The sequence below is a fragment of the Streptomyces sp. NPDC050145 genome (assembly GCF_044460245.1).
Classification (GTDB): domain Bacteria; phylum Actinomycetota; class Actinomycetes; order Streptomycetales; family Streptomycetaceae; genus Streptomyces.
The window spans coordinates 91,942-113,491 of the sequence record NZ_JBITJS010000017.1 but is presented as its reverse complement, the minus strand read 5'-3'; the positions used below and the strand labels follow the sequence as shown (position 1 = coordinate 113,491).

Genomic DNA, 21,550 nt, shown 5'->3' with positions numbered 1-21,550 from the left:
CGAGCTGCTCGGTCACCGGCCCGCCTCCTCGTCGCTCTGGTCGCTCTCGTCGGATTCGTCGGTGTCCTCGGCCCCGGTGGGCTCGTAGACGAGCACCGAGCGGTTGTCGGGACGCAGGCGGGCCTTGGCGACCTCCTGGACCTCCTCGGCGCTCACCTCGAGGACGCGCTGCACGGCCGTGAGGGCGAGCTGCGGGTCGCCGAAGAGCACGGCGTAGCGGCACAGCTCGTCGGCGCGGCCCGCGACGGTGCCGAGCCGGTCGAGCCACTCGCGCTCCAACTGGGCCTGAGCCCGCTCCATTTCCTCGGCGGTAGGGCCCTCATCGGCGAACCGGGCGAGTTCCTCGTCCACGGCGGCCTCGATGACGGGCACCTCCACGTCGCCGGACGTCTTCACGTCCAGCCAGCCGAGGGAGGGGGCGCCGGCCAGGCGCAGCAGGCCGAAGCCGGCGGCCACGGCGGTACGGTCCCGGCGCACCAGGCGGTTGTAGAGGCGCGAGGACTCGCCGCCGCCGAGGACGGTGAGGGCGAGGTCGGCGGCGTCGCACGCGCGCGTGCCGTCCTCGGGGAGCCGGTAGGCCGCCATGAGGGCGCGGGCCGGCACGTCCTCCTCGACGACCTCGCGGACCTGCTCGCCCATGGTCTCGGGCAGGGCGCCGTCCCGCGGGGCGGACTTGCCGTCGTGGCCGGGGATGGAGCCGAAGTACTTCTCGACCCAGGCGAGCGTCTGCTCGGGGTCGATGTCGCCGACCACGGAGAGCACCGCGTTGTTCGGCGCGTAGTAGGTGCGGAAGAAGTTCCGCGCGTCTTCCAGGGTGGCCGCGTCCAGGTCGGCCATGGAGCCGATGGGCGTGTGGTGGTACGGGTGGCCCTCGGGGTACATGAGGGCGGTCAGCTTCTCGAACGCGGTGCCGTACGGAACGTTGTCGTAGCGCTGGCGGCGCTCGTTCTTCACGACGTCCCGCTGGTTCTCCATCGACTCGTCGTCGAGGGTCGTGAGCAGGGAGCCCATGCGGTCGGCCTCCAGCCAGAGCGCGAGCTCCAGCTGGTGCGCGGGCATGGTCTCGAAGTAGTTCGTCCGCTCGAAGCTCGTCGTGCCGTTGAGGGAGCCGCCGGCGCCCTGGACCAGCTCGAAGTGGCCGTTGCCCGGCACCTGCTTCGAGCCCTGGAACATCAGGTGCTCGAAAAGGTGAGCCAGACCCGTGCGGCCCTTGACCTCGTGGCGCGAGCCGACGTCGTACCAGAGGCAGACCGCCGCGACCGGGGTCAGGTGGTCCTCGGAGAGCACCACGCGCAGGCCGTTGGCCAGCCGGTGCTCGGTCGCTGTCAGGCCGCCGGAGCCGGCCTCGGCCGTGGCCGTGTGACCCATGGGCATGTACGTCCCTTCGATCGCGGAGAACTGCGTGAACGCGCAGAACTGCTACCAGTCCCGCCACTGTATGCAAGCGTGCTGACGCCTGGCGAAGTTCCCGCCGGGGCTACGCCGAGAGCGAGCACGCAGGGCCGCGCGATCGGGCCGGAACCACCGCGCGGTTCGAGCCGGGAGCGCCGCGCGGTTCGAGCCGGGAGCGCCGCGCGGTTCGAGCCGGGAGCGCCGCGCGGGTAGCGTGCGAGCACCCGGCGACGGCCGCGGAACCGTCGGTATGGACGGGTCGCGATCGGCGTTGTCAGTGGGGCGGTCCACAATGGTCCGCGACAGTTCCCGTTCATGTACCCGTTCATGTTGGTGAAGGAGCCGCAGCAGCGATGGCCCGCCGCAGCACGAAGACCCCGCCGCCCGACGACTTCGAGGAGAAGATCCTCGACATCGACGTGGTCGACGAAATGCAGGGCTCCTACCTGGAGTACGCGTACTCGGTCATCTACTCGCGCGCCCTGCCCGATGCGCGGGACGGGCTGAAGCCCGTCCACCGGCGGATCGTCTACCAGATGAACGAGATGGGCCTGCGCCCCGAGCGCGGCTACGTGAAGTGCGCCCGTGTCGTCGGCGAGGTCATGGGTAAGTTGCACCCCCACGGCGACACGTCGATCTACGACGCCCTGGTGCGCCTGGCCCAGCCCTTCTCGATGCGTGTCCCCCTGGTCGACGGCCACGGGAACTTCGGCTCGCTCGGCAACGACGACCGCCCGGCGGCCATGCGGTACACGGAGTGCCGCATGGACCCGGCCGCGTCGCTCATGACCGAGTCGATCGAAGAGAACACGGTCGACTTCACGCCGAACTACGACGGCCAGGAGCAGGAGCCCGTCGTCCTCCCGGCGGCGTACCCGAACCTGCTGGTGAACGGCACGTCCGGCATCGCGGTCGGCATGGCGACGAACATGCCGCCGCACAACCTGGGCGAAGTGATCGCCGCCGCGCGCCACTTGATCAAGCACCCGGGCGCCGACCTCGACACGCTCATGAGGTTCGTCCCCGGACCGGACCTGCCCACGGGCGGCAAGGTCGTCGGCCTGTCCGGCATCAGGGACGCGTACGAGTCGGGCCGCGGCACCTTCAAGATCCGCGCGACCGTGTCGGTGGAGGCGGTGACGGCGCGCCGCAAGGGGCTGATCGTCACCGAGCTGCCGTTCGCGGTGGGCCCCGAGAAGGTCATCGCGAAGATCAAGGAACTGGTCGGCTCGAAGAGGCTTCAGGGCATCGCCGACGTCAAGGACCTCACGGACCGCGAGCACGGCCTGCGTCTGGTCATCGAGATCAAGAACGGCTTCGTGCCCGAAGCGGTCCTGGAGCAGCTCTACAAGCTGACGCCGATGGAGGAGTCCTTCGGTATCAACAATGTGGCGCTGGTCGACGGACAGCCGCTCACGCTCGGCCTCAAGGAGCTTCTCGAGGTCTACCTGGACCACCGCTTCGACGTGGTCCGCCGCCGCAGCGAGTTCCGCCGCAGCAAGAAGCAGGACCGTCTCCACCTGGTGGAGGGTCTCCTCGTCGCCCTGGTGGACATCGACGAGGTCATCCGCCTGATCCGCTCCAGTGAGAACAGCGCGCAGGCCAAGGAGCGCCTGATGGAGCGCTTCTCGCTGACCGAGGTCCAGACGCAGTACATCCTCGACACGCCGCTGCGCCGGCTCACCAAGTTCGACCGGATCGAGCTCGAGTCGGAGCGCGACAAGCTCAACGGCGAGATCGACGAGCTGACCGGCATCCTGGACTCCGACACCGAGCTGCGCAAGATGGTCTCGGCCGAACTGGCGGCGGTGGCCAAGAAGTTCGGCACCGACCGGCGCACGGTGCTCCTGGAGTCCGCGGGCACCCCGGTCGCCTCGGTGCCGCTGCAGGTCGCGGACGACCCGTGCCGTGTGCTGCTCTCCTCGACGGGCCTGCTGGCCCGCACGGCGTCGGGCGAGCCCTTCGCCGCGGACGACGACGGCAAGCGCGTCAAGCACGACGTGATCGTCTCGGCGGTGCCCGCGACGGCACGGGGCGAGATCGGTGCCGTCACGTCGATGGGCCGGCTGCTGCGCCTGAACGTGATCGACCTGCCCCAGCTCCCGCCGACGGCCGCCGCGCCGAATCTGTCGGGGGGTGCGGCGATCTCCGAGTTCCTGTCGTCCCTCGAGGCCGACGAGCAGGTCGTGTGTCTCACGACGCTCGACGAGTCCTCACCGGGTCTCGCGATCGGCACGGAGCAGGGTGTCGTGAAGCGTGTGGTGCCGGACTATCCGTCCAACAAGGAAGAGCTGGAAGTCATCGCCCTGAAGGACGGCGACCGCATCGTGGGCGCGGTCGAGCTGCACACGGGCGAGGAGGATCTGGTCTTCGTCACGGACGACGCCCAGTTGCTGCGCTTCCAGGCGTCGATCGTCCGGCCCCAGGGGCGACCCGCGGGCGGTATGGCGGGCATCAAGCTGGCGACCGGTGCGAAGGTCATCTCGTTCACCGCGATCGACCCGGCGGCCGACGCGGTGGTGTTCACCGTGGCGGGTTCGCGCGGCACGCTGGACGACTCGGTGCAGACGACGGCGAAGATCACGCCGTTCGACCAGTACCCGAGGAAGGGCCGCGCCACCGGTGGTGTGCGCTGCCAGCGCTTCCTGAAGGGCGAGGACTGTCTGAGCCTGGCGTGGGCGGGCCCGGTGCCCGCGCGTGCGGCGCAGAGGAACGGCATGCCCGCCGAGCTGCCGGAGATGGACCCGCGCCGTGACGGCTCGGGGGTCTCGCTCCCGAAGACGGTCTCGGTCGTGGCGGGCCCGGTCTAGATCTCCGCGGTGTCGTGGTCCGCTGCGTCCGGGGCAGGGTCGCCCTTGTCCTGGACGTAGCGCAGGACGCCCCACATGCCGCGCTCGTCCGCGGGGTGCGGGGCGTCGCTCTGCTCGATCCTGCACGCGGCGAGCTCGTCGTGGAGCGCCTCGGCGTCGATCCCGGACCCGATGAGGACGAGCTGCGTCAGCCGCCGCTCCTTCGCGGGCCACGGCTCCGGGTAGAACCGCAGGAAGCGCCCGACGGCGTGCACGGCGTACCGGTTGCGTGGGTCGCCCGTGCCGAAGTCGACATATCCCTTGATGCGATAGAGCCCTTCGGCCCGGCCGTCGAGGAAGGCCATCAGCCGGCGGGGGTCCATGGGGACGTCGGACGTGAAGGCGACGCTGTCGTAGGCGGCGTGCAGATGCCCTTCATGGTCCGGGCCCGGGCGAAGAACATCGCGATGCAGGTCGTCACGGTGCAGGTCGTCGCGGTACAGGTCGTCGAAAGAGAGCTGCCCGATCCGCTCTGTCGACGGTCGGCTGTCGAAGAGCAGGTCGGGGTCGATCCGCGCGTAGGAGGCGGTCACGACGGCGGCCCGCTCGGCGTCGGCACGGACGGCCTCGAGAACGCGCTCGCGCTCGCCGTCGCCGACGCGGTCGGCCTTGTTCACGACGACGAGATCGGCGAGCGCCAGATGACGCTTCACCTCGGGGTGCTTCTCCCGTGTGGCGTCGAACTCGGCGGCGTCGACGACCTCCACCAGGCCGCCGTAGACGACCCGGGGATTCTCACTGGCGAGGACCATCCGGACGAGCTCCTGCGGTTCCGCGATACCGCTCGCCTCGATGACGACGACGTCGATGGCGTGCAGGTCATTGACGGGACGAGTCAACTTGTCGAGATAGACGTCAAGTTCACCGGCGTCCACGGCGCAGCACAGACAACCGTTGCCGAGCGAGACGGTGGAGTCCCCCAGCTGCCCGGCGACGGCCATGGCGTCGATCTCGATCGACCCGAAGTCGTTGACGATCGCCCCGATGCGGGTTCCCCCACTGTGGTGCAGCAGGTGGTTGAGCAACGTGGTCTTCCCCGAGCCGAGGAAGCCCGCGAGGACGACGACGGGGATCTGCTGCGGGCTGGCCTTGCTCAACGCGACCTCTCTCACGGGGTGACTCTCCTACGAAGGATGACTGCCGCCCCAGAATACGAGCGCGTAGAAAGCCCATGAAGTGAACGATTGCTAACCCCGCTCTTTGGGCACACGTTGGACATGGCGCCGGTTTTCGTTCCCTGAGCATCCCCGCGCGCCTCCTCTCCGCCTCCCAGCCGACCAGAGCCGCTCGGCGCTCCGGGAGACGGCAAGCGCGCCGCCCACCGCTCGCCGGTCCCCGCATCCGTCGACCCTTCACCGACGACCGGCGCACGGTCGCCTGAATCGGGGGTTGACATGGTCACAAAGAGTCACTGGGCAAGCCGGAACGTGACAGCCGCGGTCGTCGGCGCCCTGGCCGGGTGCGCCGCGACTCACCTGTGGCAGCGCTTCGGCCCAGGCCCGAAAACGGCCTCCGAAGAACGCCGACGCCAGGCCCGCGCCCACCAGCAGCGCATGCACTGGGAGCTCCTGAGCAAGGCGATCGACGACCCGGAGCTGGCGGTCGTGATCGACAACTACGGGGTCGACGGACTCACCCCGCAGAAGCGGCGGCAGTACATGTACGCCAACCTCTGGTACATCAACGCGTTCCACAAGTACGAGGCAGGCCTGCTCGACCAACGGGCGCTGTTCAGCGCTCTGCGCGAGCTCTTCCAGAGCGAGCACATCCGGGAGTACTGGGAAGTGACCCGCCCCCATCGCGCCTCACTGGATCCGGCGTCCAGCGAGGCCGAAGTGGGGCGCATGGCGGAAGCCCTGTTCCAGGAGATCGAGGCGGCCTCCGACACCGAGGAGTGGTGGGTGGTCGGGGAAGCTCCGTCCGAGTGACCGCCCGTCACATCGGAGAGCGCGGCTTACCCACAAATGGGTAAGCCCATACGCCGAACCAGTGAAGGAATCAAGGAACTTGCCGGATTCCAGGGCGCTCCAGCGGTAGTCTCACGTCACATTGGACCCCGACGGTGTCTGCCCATGCGGGCGCAGCCTGCCCGCACGCCCGGATAACAGATCCTCACCCCGGCACACTCAGATCGACCGTCCCCCCGCCCGCCCAGAGAGAGACCCGTTCACTTGAAGATCGTACGCCGCATCGGGTCCTCTCCACGTGAACGCGGAAGCACGTCCGGGGCCACATGCCCGGACGTCTTCGAGCTCAGTGACGGGAACTTCGCCGTGATCGGCACAGAGGCGACCGAGGACCTCAGGGGCGAGCTGCCGGCGGACGCGGGGGTCGCCGACTACGAGCGGATCGTGATCGTGAGCCGGGAGACGATCCTGCGCGCCAAGAAGGACATCCCCGACATCTGACCTAACATCCGGCCCACCCCTCCCCCGGGCCGGATCAGTCGAGCGTCGGCACCGCCACCGGCGGCTCCGCGCCCACGTACCGGGCCGCCGGTCGGATGATTTTCGAGTCCTGAGCCTGCTCGAGGATGTTGGCGCTCCAGCCGACGACGCGCGCCGCGGCGAACGTCGGGGTGAACATCGTGCGTGGCAGACCGCACAGCTCCATGACCACGCCCGCGTAGAACTCGACGTTGGTGTGCAGCTCCCGGCCCGGCTTCAGTTCGGCCAGGATCGCCTCCACGCGTCGTTCCACCTCGACGGCGAACTCCACCAGCGGACCACCGAACGCCTCCGCGATGCCGCGCAGCATGCGCGAGCGCGGATCCTCCGTGCGGTAGACGGGGTGACCGAAGCCCATGATCCGGTCGCCCGCCAGGACCCGTTCGCGGATCCAGGGGTCGATGCGGTCCGGGGTGCCGATGGCGTCCAGGGTGTCGAGCGCACGGCTCGGAGCCCCGCCGTGCAGCGGTCCGGAGAGCGCCCCGACGGCACCCACGAGACAGGCAGCGACATCCGCTCCGGTCGACGCGATGACGCGCCCCGTGAAGGTTGACGCATTGAATCCGTGATCAATGGTTGAGATCAGGTATTGCTCCACCGCGCGGGCACGTGCGGGTTCCGGCTCCGAACCCGTCATCATGTAGAGGTAGTTGGCCGCGTACGAGAGGTCCTCGCGCGGCTCCACGGGTTCGAGTCCCTCGCCGAGCCGGTGCAGCGCCGTGAGCATGGTGGGCACCACCGCCGCGGCAGCCAGCGTGTCCTCCCTGCGCTGCTCGGCGTCGAGGTCGTAGACGGGCCGGAATCCCCGCGTCGCCCCGAAGAGCGACAGCGCGGTCCGCAGGCCGGCGAGCGGGCCCGAGACGGCCCCGGCACGAGCCACCGCGGGCAACACCGCCCGCACCTCTTCGGGCAGCCGGCGCATCGCCGCGGTCCGCCGCGCGAACGCCTCCGACTGCACCCTGTCCGGCAGCGCGCCGTGGATCATCAGGTGCCAGACATCCTCGAAGCTGCGGGTCCGCGCGAGCTCGACCGCGGAGTACTGGCGGTAGTGATAGAAGCCCTCACGCCCCCTGACGTCGCCGAGGGCAGTGTCGGTGACGACGACACCGGCGAGCCCGCGCGGTACGTCGATGACGGGGGTGGACGTGGTCCCGTTGATCGGCATGTTTCCTCCCTGAACTTGATTCGACTGTCCACTCTTGACTTAATCTCTGTCAATATTGATTGAATCAATAGATCGTCGATGGGTACGGTGACGCGCATGAGGGATCGAGAACCGGCAGCGGCCCAAGAAGCCCGCCGACTGACCACCCGCGAGACCGCCGAACGGCTGGGCGTGAAGCCCGAGACGGTCTACGCGTACGTGAGCCGCGGCCAGCTCACGAGCCGCCGCGGCCAGGGACGCCGCGGCAGCACGTTCGACGCGTCGGAGGTGGACGCGCTCGCGCGCCGCAACAGGCGGGAGAGCACGCCGAGTTCGGCCGGATCCGACCTGTCCGTGCGCACCGGTCTCACGCTCATCGAGCAGGACCGGTACTTCTTCCGGGGGGTCGACGCGACCGAGCTCGCCGCGCATCACTCCTTCGAGGAGGTCGCGGAGTGGCTGTGGACCGGCGCACTCCGCCCCGGCGCGCGCTTCTCCGCGCCCAAAGAGGCCCTGTCGGCGGCCCGGCGGGCGGCCGGTGCCCTGCCCGAGCACAGCAGCACGGTGGACCGGTTGAGGGTCGCGGCAGTCGCCGCCGCCACCGCCGACCCGCTGCGCTACGACCTCTCCGAGGACTCGGTCCTCGGTGCCGCCCGCTCCCTCATCCCGACGCTCGCGGCCACACTCCCCCTCCGGAACGCCACCTACGCCGACGGCGAACCCATCGCGCAGCGCCTGTGGGGACGCCTCTCCCACCGGCACCCCGACGAGGCGTCGCTCCGCGTCCTGGACACGGCGCTCGGCCTGCTCGTCGACCACGATCTGGCCGCCTCGACCCTCGCCGTCCGGGTGGCGGCCTCGGCCCGCGCCCACGCCTACGCGGCCGTCTCGGCAGGCCTGGGCGTCCTGGAGGGCCCCCTGCACGGAGCCGCGAGCGGTCTGGCCCACCGTCTCCTCCTCGACGTCCTGGAGCGCGGCAGCGCGGGACCGGTCGTGGCGGACGAGCTCCGGGCGGGGCGCAATGTCCCCGGCCTCGGCCACCGTCTCTACAAGGGTGAGGACCCACGGGCCCAGGCCCTGTTCACCGCCCTCGAAGGACTGCCCGCGGCCGAACCCGCCCTCGCCGCGGCACGCGACGTGGTGACGACCACCGCCCGGCACACCGACCTGCACGCCAATGTGGACCTGGCGCTCGCGGTGTTCACCACGTCGTTCGGCATGCCCGCGGAGGCCGGCGAGACGATCTTCGCCGTCGCACGCACCGCGGGCTGGATCGCGCACGCCCTGGAGGAGTACGGGGAACGTCCGCTCCGTATGCGGCCGACGGGCCACTACGTAGGCGCGCGACCGCCTCAGCCACTGCCGTGACCTCTGGGCGGGGGCTGATCCGGAGGTCAGGTTAGGCTCCACTGCGTGAGTACGTGCGCGACCGCCTCGCGGGATCTTGACGAACCTCTCGCGGGGACCGCGGCCACCGCGCGGACCTGGCTGCTGATCGAGCAGCCCGGCCCGTGGGGCGCCAAGGCCCTGACCTCGAGCCACCTCGACCCCGCCGTGGGCCGTGCCCTGGAGTCCACGGCCGAGGGCACCGGCGTACGCGTCGCCCTGATCCGGCGCCCGGGCCGCCACGCGGACTGTCACGCCCCCACGCGCCACCAGGTCTACATCGCCCACACAGGGCCGGGAAACGCCTGGCTGCGGGGCACCACGGTCGACTCCCCGGAGGAGCTGTGCGCGCTCGACCTCCCCGCCCTGGGAGCAGGTGACCACGGCGGCTTCGGCGAACCGCACCTGGGCGCGCCCCTGGCCCTGGTCTGCACGAACGGCAAGCGTGACCGCTGCTGCGCCTTGCTGGGCAGGCCGCTCGCGTCCGAGCTGGCCGCCGCCGGCGAGGAAGGTGTCTGGGAGGTGACCCACCTCGGGGGGCACCGCTTCTCGCCCACTCTTCTGGTGCTGCCGCACGGCTACGCCTATGGACGTGCCACACCGGCCGGCGTCAGGGAGATCCTGGAGGCCGTCCGCGCGGACCGGATCCTCGTCGAAGGCTGCCGTGGCAACTCCGCCTGGGACCGCCCGGGGCAGGCTGCCGAGCTCGCGGTGCGCCGCATGATCGCGGAGCACCGTGCGGGCGTCCTCGACGTGATCGGATCGGAGCACGGCGCCGACGACGTACCGCTCTGGCGGGTGACCGTCGCGCACACGGACGGGCGCCGCTGGCTCGTCACGGTGGCACAGGGCGCGTCCCTGCCGCCGCGCCCGGAGAGCTGCGGGGGCGCCCTCGGCTCACCCGCCCGTATGGACGTGACGGCGGTACGCGAACTCCTCGCGCCTCAGGTCTGACATCACCCCTCTACGTAGAGAAGCCGTCACAGGCCGCAGTGACAGCGGCGCTGTCGTACGAGATCCGCGCCACAAGGACTACGGACTCCGGCGGAACGGCCCGTACCGTTCGTAACCATGAGCACCGCCTCCCCCGCCCGCCGTCTGCGCTTCGGACTGCCCCGGCGCGTCTTCGCGCAGGTGCTTCTGATGCAGGTGTCGATCGCCGCGGGGGTCGCGGTGCTGGCCACCGGGCTGTTCCTGGCACCGCTGAGCGATCAGCTCGACGACCAGGCGATGCGGCGTGCGCTCGCCATCGCGCAGACGACCGCCGCGCAGCCGTGGATCGCCGAGGACCTGCGCACCTCGCTGCCGACCGCGGACGGCCCCGTGCAGGCCGAGGCGGAGCGGATCCGGCGGGCGAGCGGCGCCGAGTACGTCGTGATCATGAACATGCGCGGGGTGCGCTGGTCGCACACCGACCGCGCCCGGATCGGGAAGGTCGTCTCGACGGACCCCAGCGACGCTCTGGCGGGCCGGGACGTCATGGAGATCGACGACGGTACTCTCGGCCGCTCCGCGCGCGGCAAAGTGCCCCTCAGGGCCGCTGACGGGGCCATCGTGGGCGCGGTGTCCGTCGGCATCGAGTACGACAGCGTCCGCGCCCGTCTGATCCACGCGATCCCTGGCCTGTTCGCCTACGCGGGCGGCGCTCTCGCGGTGGGCGCGCTCGCCGCGTACCTGATCTCGCGCCGGGTCCAGCGGCAGACCCGTGACCTGGCGTTCTCCGATATCGCGGCGCTGCTGGCCGAGCGCGAGGCGATGCTGCACGGCATCCGGGAAGGCGTCGTCGCCCTCGACCGGAGCGGCCGGGTCCGGCTGCTGAACGACGAGGCGCAACGGCTCCTCGGTGTCGACGGCACGGCGATCGGCCTGCCGCTGGAGGCGGCGCTCGGCCCCGGCCGTACGACCGATGTGCTCGCGGGCCACGTCACCGGCACCGACCTGCTCACGGTGCGCGGCCCGCGCGTCCTGATCGCCAACCGCATGCCCACCGACGACGGCGGCGCCGTGGCCACCCTGCGCGACCGGACCGAGCTGGAGCAGCTGGGCCGGGAGCTCGACTCCACCCGCGGTCTGATCGACGCGCTGCGCGCCCAGGACCACGAGCACGCCAACCACATGCACACCCTGCTCGGACTGCTGGAGCTGGAGATGTACGAGGAGGCCGCAGAGTTCGTCGGTGAGGTGGCCGGAGCTCATCGGGTGACCGCGGAACAGATCACCGAGAAGATCAAGGACCCGCTGCTCGCCGCCCTTCTGGTGGGCAAGGCGACCGTCGCCGCCGAGCGGGGCGTCGCACTCGGCGTCTCCTCGGACACCGCGCTGCCCGACCGTCTCGTCGATCCGCGCGGGCTGGTGACGATCGTGGGGAACCTGGTGGACAACGCCCTGGACGCCACGGCCGGTTCGACGCGCCACGCGCGCGTGGAGGTCGTGCTGCGCGCCGAGGGCCGCACCGCCGTCCTGACCGTGCGCGACACCGGCCCGGGCATCCCGGCGGACCGTCGGGAGACGGTCTTCATGGAGGGCTGGTCCACCAAGGAACCCCCCGCGCACGGCAAGCGGGGCATCGGGCTCGCGCTGGTGCGCCGGCTCGCAGAGCGTCAGGGCGGCACCGCCACAGTGACGGACGCGGCGTCCGGAGGCGCCGAGTTCGTGGTCGTGCTGCCGGAGGCGTTCACTGATGCCCTGACGCTCCGCACGAAGGCCGACGAGGCCGCCGCGCTCAAGACCGATGCACATGACACCGATGCGTACGCCACCGATACGCCGGAGACCGATGCGCACGAGACAGGCGCGCACGGGACAGGTGCGCACGCTACCGATGCGCACGAGACCGAGGAGGTCTGATGATCGACGTCCTGGTCGTGGACGACGACGCGCGCGTGGCGGACGTCAACGCCGCCTACGTGGCGAAGGTGCCCGGCTTCCACGTGGTGGGCAAGGCGTACAGCGCCGCCGAGGCGCTCGCGGCCGTCGAGGAGCTGGACGTCGACCTCGTCCTCCTCGATCACTACCTGCCGGACGACACCGGCCTCGCAGTCGCCCGGGCGCTGCGTGAGCGGGGCCACCACATCGACGTGATCATGGTGACCGCGGCGCGCGACGTCGCGACGGTGCAGGCGGCGATGCGTCACGGCGCGCTGCAGTACCTGGTGAAGCCGTTCTCGTTCGCCGGGCTGCGCGGCAAGCTGGAGGCGTACGCGGAGCTGCGGCGCACCCTGGACGGCGGTGGTGAGGCCGAGCAGGCGGAGGTCGACCGGATCTTCGGCGCGCTGTCCGCCACTCCCGCGCCGGAGCTGCCGAAGGGCCACTCCCCCACGACCGCAGACCTGGTCCGCAAGGCCATGATGAGCGCCGAGGGCCCGCTCTCGGCCCAGGAGCTGGCCGAACGGACCGGCATCAGCCGCCAGACCGCCCAGCGCTATCTGAAGCTGCTCGAGCGGACCGGGCGGGTACGGCTGAGCCTCCGGTACGGCGACACGGGTCGGCCCGAGCACCGGTACGCGTGGGCGGCCAGTCACTGAGCCGCCCCCGCAGCGGACCTACGGAGACGGGGCGGCCCCTGACGGCAGCCGTGCGCGGTGTCGCGGTCAGACGGCGCCGGCGCCGGTGAGCGCGCGCACCTCGGTCTCGGCGTGCTTGGCCTCGTCCGGCGGCTCGGTGGACGTCACGGTGCCCACCCATCCCGCCAGGAAGCCCAGGGGGATGGAGACCAGCCCCGGGTTCTCCAGCGGGAAGAGGTGGAAGTCGACGCCGGGGACGAGGGAGGTCGGGCCGCCGGAGACGACCGGGGAGAGCACGACGAGGACGAGCGCCGGGATCAGGCCGCCGTACACGGACCACACGGCGCCGCGCGTGGTGAAGTTCCGCCAGAACAGCGAGTAGAGCAGCACCGGCAGGTTGGCGGACGCGGCGACCGCGAAGGCCAGGCCCACCAGGAACGCCACGTTCAGGTCCCGCGCGAGCAGCCCCAGCGCGATGGCGAGCACGCCGATCCCGGCCGCCGCGACGCGCGCCACGGCGACCTCGCTGTACTGCTTGCCGGAGTGCCTGCCCGGACGGTTACGGCGCCGTAGGGAGGCGTACAGGTCGTGTGCGACGGACGCGGACGAGGCGAGGGTGATCCCGGCGACGACGGCAAGAATGGTCGCGAAGGCGACCGCCGCGACGATCGCGAACAGGACTGTGCCGCCCGTGGACGCCTCGCCGCCGCCCAGGTCGAGGGCGAGCAGCGGAACCGCCGTGTTCCCCGCGGCGTTCGAGGCGCGCACGGCGTCCGAACCGACGACGGCCGCGGCACCGAAGCCGAGCACGATCGTCATCAGGTAGAAGCTGCCGATGAGCCCGATCGACCAGACGACGGAGCGGCGGGCCGCCCGCGCGGTCGGCACGGTGTAGAAGCGCGACAGGATGTGCGGGAGGCCGGCCGTGCCGAGCACGAGCGCGAGGCCCAGGCTGATGAAGTCGAAGCGGGAGGTCCAGCTCCCGCCGTAGCGCAGTCCGGGCGCCAGGAAGTCCCGGCCCTGCCCGCTGCGGTCGGCGGCGGCGCGCAGCAGCCCGTTGAAGTCGCCGTGGAAGCGGGCGAGGACCAGGACGGTCAGGGCGATCGCGCCGGCCATGAGCAGGACGGCCTTGACGATCTGGATCCACGTCGTGGCCCGCATCCCTCCCAACGACACGTAGATCACCATGAGCGCGCCCACTCCGACGACGGTCCAGGACTGGGCGGCGCCGCTCGTGCCCCCGAGCAGGAGCGCCATCAGGCTGCCCGCGCCCACCATCTGCGCCACCAGGTAGAGCACGGACACGACGACGGAGGACGTTCCCGCCGCGATCCGTACGGGGCGCTCGCGCATCCTGGCGGCCACGACGTCGGCGAGGGTGAACCGCCCGCAGTTGCGTACCAGTTCGGCGACGAGGAAGAGGACCACGAGCCAGGCGACGAGGAAGCCCACGGAGTAGAGCAGTCCGTCGTACCCGTAGAGGGCGATGAGTCCGGAGATGCCGAGGAAGGAGGCCGCGGACATGTAGTCGCCGGAGATGGCGAACCCGTTCTCCATGGGCGAGAACAGACGTCCGCCGGCGTAGAACTCCTCTGCCGAACCATGGCGGTTGCGGCTCACCCAGGTGGTGATGCCGAGCGTGACCGCCACGAATGCGCTGAAGAGAACCAGCGCAAGGGTCTGATGTGTTCCGGTCACCACTGCCCGCCTTCGCTCCGCGTCGCTCCGTCGACGCGCCCCGCGCCGTTCACTCCCGTCGGCCCCTGCGGACGGATCGATCCGTTCGCGCGGACCGCACCGTTCGCCTGGGTGTGCGAGGAATCCTTCGTGCGGGAGGCGGTGTCGATGCTTCGGGTCATCTCCTGCGTGTCCCACCGCAGTTCGAGCGCGGCACGGTCGCGGCGCAGGCGGGCGTGGCGGGCGTACAGCCACGTCAGCAGGAACGTGCTGGCGAACTGGCCGAGCCCGGCCACCATCGCCACGTTCACGGAGCCGGCGACCGGCCGGGCCATCAGGTCGTGCGCGGTCGTGGCGGCCACGACGTAGGCGAGGTACCAGACGAAGAAGACCGCGGCAGCCGGAAACGCGAACCTCCGGTAGCACCCGCGTACTTCCTGGAACGCGGCGCTGCGCTGGACCTCCAGATAGATCCCCGCAGCGCTGCGCTCCCCTGCCACGGGCTGGGCGGGCACGGTCGGCGCCGGCGCACCCGTACCGTCCAACTCGCCCCACCCCGAGGCCAGCGCGTCCTGCCACGGGTCACCGATGCCACCTCGATCACCAGCCCGGGGCTGCGCCGTCTCGCGCCCGTCGTGCTTCTCCACCGAACTCTCCTTGTCCGCGGCCGCGTCGGCCGCGGACCCAAGGATGGACAGATCGGGAAGATCCCGGACTCTTCTCGCATGTCCTTCACCCCATTAGGTGATGCCTCAGGGGATTGAAGTGCCCGGAGGCCGCGCCAGCCCGTGCTGATACGCGTAACGGACGGCCTGCGCCCGGTCCTTGAGGCCGGCCTTCGCGAACAGGTTGTTGATGTGCGTCTTCACCGTGGCCGTCGAGACGTGCAGCGACCTGGCGATCTCCTGGTTGCTCAGGCCGTCGGCGATCAGCTCCAGGACCTCGGCCTCCCGAGCGGTGATCCCGTCGGGCGGCTCCTTGGCCTCCGGAACGGCGGTCTCCGCCTGGGACAGCCGCTCCAGCAGTCTCCGCTGGATCTTCGGCGCGAGCCCCGCGTCCCCGGACAGCACGTCCTCGACCGCCCGCACGATCTCGTCACCGCCGGCGTCCTTGGTCAGGTAGCCGCGGGCACCGGCCTTCAGCGCGGGGAAGAGCGACTCGTCGTCGGCGTACGTGGTCAGGACGACGACCTGCGTGCCCGGATACTGCTCCCGGATGCGTCTGGTCGCCTCCGCCCCGTCGCAGCGCGGCATGCGCAGGTCCATCAGGACGACGTCCGGCGCCAGCTCCGCCACGAGGGCGACCGCCTCCTCGCCGTCGCCCCCGGATCCGACGACCTCGATCCCGGGCAGCAGCCCCAGCAGCATCACGATGCCTTCGCGCACCACCGTCTGGTCGTCGACCACCACCACACGGGCCGGCGGCCTGCCCGTGCTCTCCCCCGCCCCGCTCCCGCTCATACGGGAACCTTCAGACTCACCACGAAACCCTCCTCGTACGGCCCCGCCTCCAGCGAGCCGCCCAGCAACTCGGCACGCTCCCTCATCCCCAACAGACCGTAACCGGCGCCACTGACAGTGAGCTCGTCCCGCGGCCGCGATGCACCCGAATCCCGTATTTCCAGGGCCACTTCCCCGGGCCGGTACTCCAGCCGCAGGGCGGCCTTCGCCCCCGGCGCGTGCTTGCGTACGTTCGTCAGCGCCTCCTGCGCGACCCTGCGCACTGCCTGCGAGGCCTCGGCGGAGAGCGGTCTGCGCTCTCCCTCCACGGTGAGCGTGGCGCCGCCCGAGGAGGCGACCAGTTCCCTCAGGAAGTCCTCGAGCGGTGTCAGGTCTCCGCGCAGCGCCGAGAGCGCGTGCCGGGTCTCGTCCAGGCCGTCCCGGGCCATGCCACGCGCGGCCACGACCCGCTCCAGGATCTGGTCCCGGCCGGCCCCGCGCTCGATGAGGAGCCGGGCCGCCTCCAGGTGCACGAGCTGCGCCGAAAGGCTGTGCGCGAGCACGTCGTGGATCTCACGGGCGATGCGGGACCGCTCGGCGAGCGCGGCGGACTCGGCCTCCGCCTTCCGCGCCGCGCGCTCCTGGACCAGGAGCCGCTGGGCACTGCCCCTGGCCTCGGCGTCCAGCCGCAGCACGTATCCGGACAGGCACAGGCCCACGGCGACAGCCGTCGTGGAGATCCATGAGTCGTCGTTGGCGAGCGTGAACGCGGCGAGCGAGACGCCGGTGGCAGGCACGGCAGCGATCAGCGGCAGGCGCTCGAGCGCGGTGACGGCACAACCGCACCAGAGGACCACAGCGGGGCCCAGGAATCCGATCGTCTGGGCCAGTCCGGCGAGTACGAGCAGAACGGCGAGGATGCCGAGGGACGGCCAGAGCCGGTGCTCGAGCGTGGTCCGGAAGAAGCCCCAGGCCGCGCCGGCCGCGATCGCCAGCCCAACGGGCGCCGCCACCACCGCCCACCCCGGGACGTCGCGCTGTGTGATCGCCGTCCACAGGAGGATCGTGATCACGACCGCCCTGACCAGCCAGGCCAGCATCAATCTCGCACGGGTCATCCCCTTGCGGGAGAGCGCCTCCCGCGAGGGCCAGGCCTTGATGTCTCGCTGACTCACCTGTGGTCCTCCCAGGCCGGCTGCGGGACAGCACCAACGTACGCCGGCTCCAGTGCACCGGCCCGCCACATGAGGACCCCGGACCGGGCCAGCAGGGAGACCGCGAAGCCGAGCATGAAGGCGGCGCTGCCTAGGTGGACCCCCATCGCGAGGCCGATGCCGACGACGGCCGCCCGGGCGACGAGCCCGCCGGCCCAGGTGCCGGCCGTGGCGACCGTGCCCTTCGTCCAGACGTCCCCGCGGTCGTCGGCCCACAGCCGTGTGGTGAACGCCCATCCGATGCCTATGCCGACGCTCACCAGCAGCTCGACGACGAGCAGGATCACGGAGCCCGTCATGTGGTGCGGGTCGGCGAGCTTGCCGTCCCGGAGCGCGAAGAACCCGAGGGCCACGGGCAGCAGCCACCACTTGCGGTCCATCGACAGGCGCTCGGTCCTGAACTGACGCACGACGACGAGAGCGACGACGGCGATGATCACCAGAACTTCGGTGGGACCGGACATGACGGCCTCCGTGGATGGGTCGGAGCGGCTTGGTTCAACGCCGTCGACACTACGGAAATCGGCAGGTCAGGAGATCGGAGCCGGGGTGGATCACGGGTGGATCAATCGCCTCCACCCGTGGGTGGAGGCGCCGGGGAACGCGCCTGGCCGGTGACGGCCGGCCAGGCGCCTGAAGGCCCGGCCGGCCGTCACCGGCCAGGTGTCGCTGCGCGTCGGTCGCTACGCGTCGATGCGCGAGCGGTCGAGCGTCGCGGCGGAGCTGCTGATGAACTCCTTGCGCGGTGCCACGTCGTTCCCCATGAGCAGGTCGAACACCTGCTCCGCCGCGTCCAGCTCGCCGATGTTGATCCGGCGCAGGGTGCGGTGGCGCGGGTCCATCGTGGTCTCGGCCAGCTGGTCGGCGTCCATCTCGCCCAGACCCTTGTACCGCTGGATCGAATCCTTGTACCGCACGCCCTTGCGCTGGAACTCGAGCAGCGTCTCGCGCAGCTCCCGGTCGGAGTACGTGTACACGTACTTGTCCTGGCCCTTCTTGGGCTGGACCAGCTCGATGCGGTGCAGCGGGGGCACCGCGGCGAAGACCCGGCCGGCCTCGACCATCGGCCGCATGTAGCGCTGGAACAGCGTCAGGAGGAGGCAGCGGATGTGCGCGCCGTCGACGTCGGCGTCGACGAGCAGGATGATCTTTCCGTAGCGCGCCGCGTCGATGTCGAAGGTGCGCCCGGAGCCCGCTCCTATCACCTGGATGATCGCACCGCACTCGACGTTCTTCAGCATGTCCGAGACGGACGACTTCTGGACGTTGAGGATCTTGCCCCGGATCGGCAGGAGCGCCTGGAACTCCGAGTTCCGTGCGAGCTTGGCGGTGCCGAGCGCGGAGTCGCCCTCGACGATGAAGAGCTCGCTGCGCTCCACGTCGTCGCTGCGGCAGTCGGCCAGCTTCGCCGGCAGCGACGAGGTCTCCAGGGCCGTCTTGCGGCGCTGTGCGTCCTTGTGCTGACGGGCCGCGATGCGGGTGCGGGCCGCGGCGACGGCCTTCTCCATCACGGCGCGGGCCTGCGCCTTGGCGTCGCGCTTGGTGGACGTCAGGAACGCCTTGAGCTCCTTGGCGACCACATTGGCGACGATCCGGTTGGCCGCGGAGGTACCGAGGACCTCCTTGGTCTGGCCCTCGAACTGCGGCTCCGCGAGACGCACCGTGACGACGGCGGTGAGGCCCTCCAGGGCGTCGTCCTTGACGACGTCGTCCTCGGCGACGCGCAGCAGCTTCTGGCTGCGCAGCACCTCGTTCATCGTCTTGGTGAGCGAGCGCTCGAAGCCCGTCACATGGGTGCCGCCCTTGGGCGTGGCGATGATGTTCACGAACGACCTGAGGGTCGTGTCGTAGCCCGTGCCCCAGCGCAGCGCGATGTCCACGCCGAGCTCACGGGTGACCTCGGTCGGCGTCATCTGGCCGTGGTCGTCCAGGACCGGGACGGTCTCCTTGAAGGTGCCCTGCCCGGTGAGCCGCAGGACGTCGCAGACCGGCTTGTCCTGCGCCAGGTACTCACAGAACTCGCTGATGCCACCGTCGAAGCGGAAGGACTCCTCGCCCTTGCTGCCGCCGTCGCCGAGGCCGAGCTCGTCGCGGACGACGATGGTCAGGCCGGGGACGAGGAACGCGGTCTGGCGGGCGCGCTGGTGCAGCGTCTCCAGGTTGAGCTTGGCGTCCTTGAGGAAGATCTGGCGGTCCGCCCAGTAGCGGACACGGGTGCCGACACGGGCCTTCGGGATCTTCTTGACCTTGCTCAGCCGCGCCGAGGGGTCGAAGGCCGCGTCGGGGCCGGGCTTGGCGAAGGCTCCGGGGACGCCGCGCCGGAAGCTGATGGCGTGCGTGTGCCCGTTGCGGTCCACCTCGACGTCGAGCCGCGCCGACAGCGCGTTGACCACCGAGGCGCCCACGCCGTGGAGGCCGCCGGAGGCCGCGTAGGAGCCGCCTCCGAACTTTCCGCCCGCGTGGAGCTTCGTCATGACGACCTCGACTCCGGAGAGGCCGGTTTTGGGCTCGACATCCACGGGGATGCCTCGGCCGTTGTCCCGCACCTCGACGGAGCCGTCGTCGTGCAGGATCACGTCGATGTGATCGCAGTAGCCACCCAGGGCCTCGTCGACGGAGTTGTCGATGATCTCCCAGAGGCAGTGCATGAGGCCGCGGCTGTCGGTCGAGCCGATGTACATGCCCGGTCGTTTGCGGACTGCTTCGAGCCCCTCGAGGACCAGCAGGTGCCGCGCGGTGTAGTTGGAACCGTCACGGTCTGCTCCGGTCAGCAGCGCTGTGGACGGCACGGACGTCTCGGCGGTCACGCGGTTCGCTCCTCGCTGAATTTCAGATGGGGCCCTTATGGGTAAAGGGCCGGCGTCGGTCGCCCGTCAGAGCCTACCGAGGCCTGGTAGAGCCGTTGTACCGCCACCCTCACCTCGACCAAGACTAGTCCAAGCTCGCATGGGTGTTCGATCCCTCGATGGAGTGAAGCACACATCACGTTCCCTTCCAGGCATGAACCATTTAGGCTCCGGGCACGTCCTCATGAACAACCGGCATCCCAGCCGGGAGGACCGACCTGACAGAACGCGCGAACCCGTAAGACACGTAAGAGGCGCAATACGGCACATTCGCCGCCACCCGGCGACAGACAGCCGGCCTCGAAGAAATTTTTCGAGGAAAAGCCGCGAGCGGGAACGTTTTCGGCCTGGTTGGATGTTGACCCTGGTACGACAGCTCGTCGAGCTAGAGAAGAGGCGACGTGACTACTGTTCTGACCCCCGCGAGCCCGCTGACGGCCGCTGACCGCTGTGACCGTTGCGGCGCCCAGGCATACCTGCGCGTCGTGCTCCTCAGCGGTGGTGAACTGCTCTTCTGCGCCCACCACGGTCGCAAGTTCGAGCCGGAACTCAAGAAGATCGCCGCTGAGATACAGGACGAGACGGAGCGGCTCACTGCCGTTCCGGCAAACGCCGAGACCGAGGAACGCTGACGCCTCGCACCCACGACGAGCCAGCTCCGGCGACATCAGGCCGGTGACCGGGCGGTCATCCCTGCACCCCAGGGGTGACCGCCCGTCCTCGTGTCCGTACGGCCCCACGGCCCTCTCAGGCGTGCGGGACCCTCGCGTTCACACCCCCTCGGACAGCCCTGAAGCGTGCTGCTCGAGCACGCGCAGAGCGTCCGAGACCCGCGTGTAGACGCCAGGGCTCTCCGGGCGCCCACAGCCGCTGCCCCAGGACACCAGGCCGATCAGCCTGCCCTGGGCCACCAGCGGCCCTCCGCTGTCCCCCTGGCAGGCGTCCTTGCCGCCCTCCGGCACGCCCGCACACAGCATCGAGTCGGACTGGTAGGTGCCTTCGGGGCCGCCCGGGTAGGCCCTCTGGCAGGCACTGTCGGCGAGCACCTGCACACGGGCCGCGTGCAGCGTGCGCGCATAGTCGCCCGTCCCTGTGGTGTCACCCCAGCCGTAGACGGCCGCTCCCGTACCGGGGCGGTACGCGGGATCGCCCTCGTCCGCCATCGGAATCACGTAACCCGCGGGAAGCGCCGTGGACAGCGTGATGACGGCCACGTCCCCCGCGTTCGTTCGTTCGTCGTAGTCGGGATTCACCCACATGCTGCGCACGGGGATCTCCGCGCCCGCCGTCGATTCGAGATCGTCCCGGCCGGCGATCACCTTGAGGTCGCGGACCGTCCCGCCGGGCCCGCCGATCACGTCGCGGCCGAGACAGTGGGCCGCGGTGAGCACCGTGTCCCGGGCGACGACGACACCCCCGCAGAACTGCCCCGACCGGCTGCCGCCGAACCGGTCACGACTGGACAGGGCCACCGCCCACGGACTGTCACCCACGCTGACCTGCTGTCCCCCGACGACCCCGTCGTCGGCGGCCGCGCGCGACGGTGAGGCCAGGGGCGACACGGCCACCGCCGCCAGGACGGCCAGGGACGTGGTCAGCACTCTCGCACGGGCATGACGCATACGGTCTCCTCACTCCAGGTTGTTCACAGCA

At 70.5% G+C, this 21,550-nt stretch carries 17 protein-coding genes and 1 pseudogene; 8 read left to right on the top strand and 10 right to left on the bottom strand.

From position 1 onward, the window contains the following. Positions 1-12: 12 nt before the first annotated feature. Positions 13-1,374, bottom strand: coding sequence for a M16 family metallopeptidase (locus ACIBTU_RS30190; RefSeq protein ID WP_399129712.1), 1,362 nt, complete (start codon positions 1,372-1,374; stop codon positions 13-15). Between the two features lie 371 nt (positions 1,375-1,745). Between ACIBTU_RS30190 and ACIBTU_RS30185 the strand changes: the two genes are divergently transcribed. Beyond that, complete coding sequence (locus tag ACIBTU_RS30185) at positions 1,746-4,202, top strand: DNA topoisomerase (ATP-hydrolyzing) subunit A (RefSeq protein WP_399129711.1); 2,457 nt, start codon at positions 1,746-1,748, stop codon at positions 4,200-4,202. On the opposite strand, the gene ACIBTU_RS30180 is transcribed toward ACIBTU_RS30185, so the two are convergent. Continuing rightward, the gene (locus ACIBTU_RS30180; protein WP_399129710.1) at positions 4,199-5,353 is read right to left on the bottom strand and encodes a CobW family GTP-binding protein; all 1,155 of its coding nucleotides are present in this window, start codon (positions 5,351-5,353) and stop codon (positions 4,199-4,201) included. The genes ACIBTU_RS30185 and ACIBTU_RS30180 overlap by 4 nt on opposite strands. A 282-nt stretch (positions 5,354-5,635) precedes the next feature. Between ACIBTU_RS30180 and ACIBTU_RS30175 the strand changes: the two genes are divergently transcribed. Both ACIBTU_RS30175 and ACIBTU_RS30170 read left to right on the top strand, forming a co-directional pair. Next, positions 5,636-6,169, top strand: coding sequence for a DUF6082 family protein (locus ACIBTU_RS30175; protein WP_223205910.1), 534 nt, complete (start codon positions 5,636-5,638; stop codon positions 6,167-6,169). Positions 6,170-6,412: 243 nt separating this feature from the next. Continuing rightward, entirely contained in the window at positions 6,413-6,649 is a 237-nt protein-coding gene (locus tag ACIBTU_RS30170; RefSeq protein WP_399129709.1) for a hypothetical protein, read from the top strand. A gap of 34 nt (positions 6,650-6,683) precedes the next feature. On the opposite strand, the gene ACIBTU_RS30165 is transcribed toward ACIBTU_RS30170, so the two are convergent. Next, the gene (locus ACIBTU_RS30165; RefSeq protein ID WP_399129708.1) at positions 6,684-7,853 is read right to left on the bottom strand and encodes a citrate synthase/methylcitrate synthase; all 1,170 of its coding nucleotides are present in this window, start codon (positions 7,851-7,853) and stop codon (positions 6,684-6,686) included. A 96-nt stretch (positions 7,854-7,949) separates the two neighbouring features. On the opposite strand from ACIBTU_RS30165, the gene ACIBTU_RS30160 reads away from it, so the two are divergent. From ACIBTU_RS30160 to ACIBTU_RS30145, 4 genes are all read left to right on the top strand, one after another. Continuing rightward, positions 7,950-9,200: a citrate synthase gene (locus tag ACIBTU_RS30160; RefSeq protein ID WP_399129707.1), complete on the top strand. Its 1,251-nt coding sequence runs from the start codon at positions 7,950-7,952 to the stop codon at positions 9,198-9,200. Between the two features lie 45 nt (positions 9,201-9,245). After that, positions 9,246-10,172 carry a sucrase ferredoxin gene (locus tag ACIBTU_RS30155; protein WP_399129706.1) on the top strand — a complete coding sequence of 309 codons (927 nt, stop codon included), beginning with the start codon at positions 9,246-9,248 and terminating at the stop codon, positions 10,170-10,172. A 117-nt stretch (positions 10,173-10,289) separates the two neighbouring features. Further along, positions 10,290-12,065, top strand: a complete 1,776-nt coding sequence (locus ACIBTU_RS30150; RefSeq protein ID WP_399129705.1) for an ATP-binding protein — start codon at positions 10,290-10,292, stop codon at positions 12,063-12,065. After that, the gene (locus tag ACIBTU_RS30145) at positions 12,065-12,742 is read left to right on the top strand and encodes a response regulator (protein WP_399129704.1); all 678 of its coding nucleotides are present in this window, start codon (positions 12,065-12,067) and stop codon (positions 12,740-12,742) included. The genes ACIBTU_RS30150 and ACIBTU_RS30145 overlap by 1 nt, the downstream gene beginning before the upstream one ends. Before the next feature lie 66 nt (positions 12,743-12,808). On the opposite strand, the gene ACIBTU_RS30140 is transcribed toward ACIBTU_RS30145, so the two are convergent. From ACIBTU_RS30140 to ACIBTU_RS30115, 6 genes and pseudogenes are all read right to left on the bottom strand, one after another. Beyond that, positions 12,809-14,419, bottom strand: coding sequence for a cation acetate symporter (locus ACIBTU_RS30140; RefSeq protein ID WP_399129703.1), 1,611 nt, complete (start codon positions 14,417-14,419; stop codon positions 12,809-12,811). A 146-nt stretch (positions 14,420-14,565) separates the two neighbouring features. Beyond that, positions 14,566-15,045 (bottom strand): annotated as a pseudogene (locus tag ACIBTU_RS30135) (DUF485 domain-containing protein); the annotation flags it as partial. 105 nt (positions 15,046-15,150) lie between these two features. Beyond that, the gene (locus ACIBTU_RS30130) at positions 15,151-15,858 is read right to left on the bottom strand and encodes a response regulator (RefSeq protein WP_399129702.1); all 708 of its coding nucleotides are present in this window, start codon (positions 15,856-15,858) and stop codon (positions 15,151-15,153) included. Beyond that, the gene (locus ACIBTU_RS30125) at positions 15,855-16,955 is read right to left on the bottom strand and encodes a sensor histidine kinase (RefSeq protein WP_399129819.1); all 1,101 of its coding nucleotides are present in this window, start codon (positions 16,953-16,955) and stop codon (positions 15,855-15,857) included. The genes ACIBTU_RS30130 and ACIBTU_RS30125 overlap by 4 nt, the downstream gene beginning before the upstream one ends. Positions 16,956-17,008: 53 nt before the next feature. Next, on the bottom strand, positions 17,009-17,515 hold the full coding sequence (locus tag ACIBTU_RS30120) for a DUF1453 domain-containing protein (protein ID WP_399129701.1): 507 nt from the start codon (positions 17,513-17,515) through the stop codon (positions 17,009-17,011). Between the two features lie 219 nt (positions 17,516-17,734). Beyond that, positions 17,735-19,858: a type IIA DNA topoisomerase subunit B gene (locus ACIBTU_RS30115; protein WP_399129700.1), complete on the bottom strand. Its 2,124-nt coding sequence runs from the start codon at positions 19,856-19,858 to the stop codon at positions 17,735-17,737. A 440-nt stretch (positions 19,859-20,298) separates the two neighbouring features. Between ACIBTU_RS30115 and ACIBTU_RS30110 the strand changes: the two genes are divergently transcribed. Continuing rightward, positions 20,299-20,529: a hypothetical protein gene (locus tag ACIBTU_RS30110; protein ID WP_399129699.1), complete on the top strand. Its 231-nt coding sequence runs from the start codon at positions 20,299-20,301 to the stop codon at positions 20,527-20,529. Positions 20,530-20,667: 138 nt separating this feature from the next. On the opposite strand, the gene ACIBTU_RS30105 is transcribed toward ACIBTU_RS30110, so the two are convergent. Further along, complete coding sequence (locus ACIBTU_RS30105; RefSeq protein ID WP_399129698.1) at positions 20,668-21,519, bottom strand: S1 family peptidase; 852 nt, start codon at positions 21,517-21,519, stop codon at positions 20,668-20,670. Positions 21,520-21,550: the final 31 nt, after the last annotated feature.

Bases quoted from the DNA above. Each gene is read 5' to 3' on its own strand.
- ACIBTU_RS30160 (WP_399129707.1), top strand. From the start codon at position 7,950: ATGAGGGATCGAGAACCGGCAGCGGCCCAAGAAGCCCGCCGACTGACC.
- ACIBTU_RS30120 (WP_399129701.1), bottom strand. From the start codon at position 17,515: ATGTCCGGTCCCACCGAAGTTCTGGTGATCATCGCCGTCGTCGCTCTC.
- ACIBTU_RS30125 (WP_399129819.1), bottom strand. From the start codon at position 16,955: ATGACCCGTGCGAGATTGATGCTGGCCTGGCTGGTCAGGGCGGTCGTG.
- ACIBTU_RS30185 (WP_399129711.1), top strand. From the start codon at position 1,746: ATGGCCCGCCGCAGCACGAAGACCCCGCCGCCCGACGACTTCGAGGAG.
- ACIBTU_RS30150 (WP_399129705.1), top strand. From the start codon at position 10,290: ATGAGCACCGCCTCCCCCGCCCGCCGTCTGCGCTTCGGACTGCCCCGG.
- ACIBTU_RS30145 (WP_399129704.1), top strand. From the start codon at position 12,065: ATGATCGACGTCCTGGTCGTGGACGACGACGCGCGCGTGGCGGACGTC.
- ACIBTU_RS30130 (WP_399129702.1), bottom strand. From the start codon at position 15,858: ATGAGCGGGAGCGGGGCGGGGGAGAGCACGGGCAGGCCGCCGGCCCGT.
- ACIBTU_RS30165 (WP_399129708.1), bottom strand. From the start codon at position 7,853: ATGCCGATCAACGGGACCACGTCCACCCCCGTCATCGACGTACCGCGC.
- ACIBTU_RS30175 (WP_223205910.1), top strand. From the start codon at position 5,636: ATGGTCACAAAGAGTCACTGGGCAAGCCGGAACGTGACAGCCGCGGTC.
- ACIBTU_RS30105 (WP_399129698.1), bottom strand. From the start codon at position 21,519: ATGCGTCATGCCCGTGCGAGAGTGCTGACCACGTCCCTGGCCGTCCTG.
- ACIBTU_RS30190 (WP_399129712.1), bottom strand. From the start codon at position 1,374: ATGCCCATGGGTCACACGGCCACGGCCGAGGCCGGCTCCGGCGGCCTG.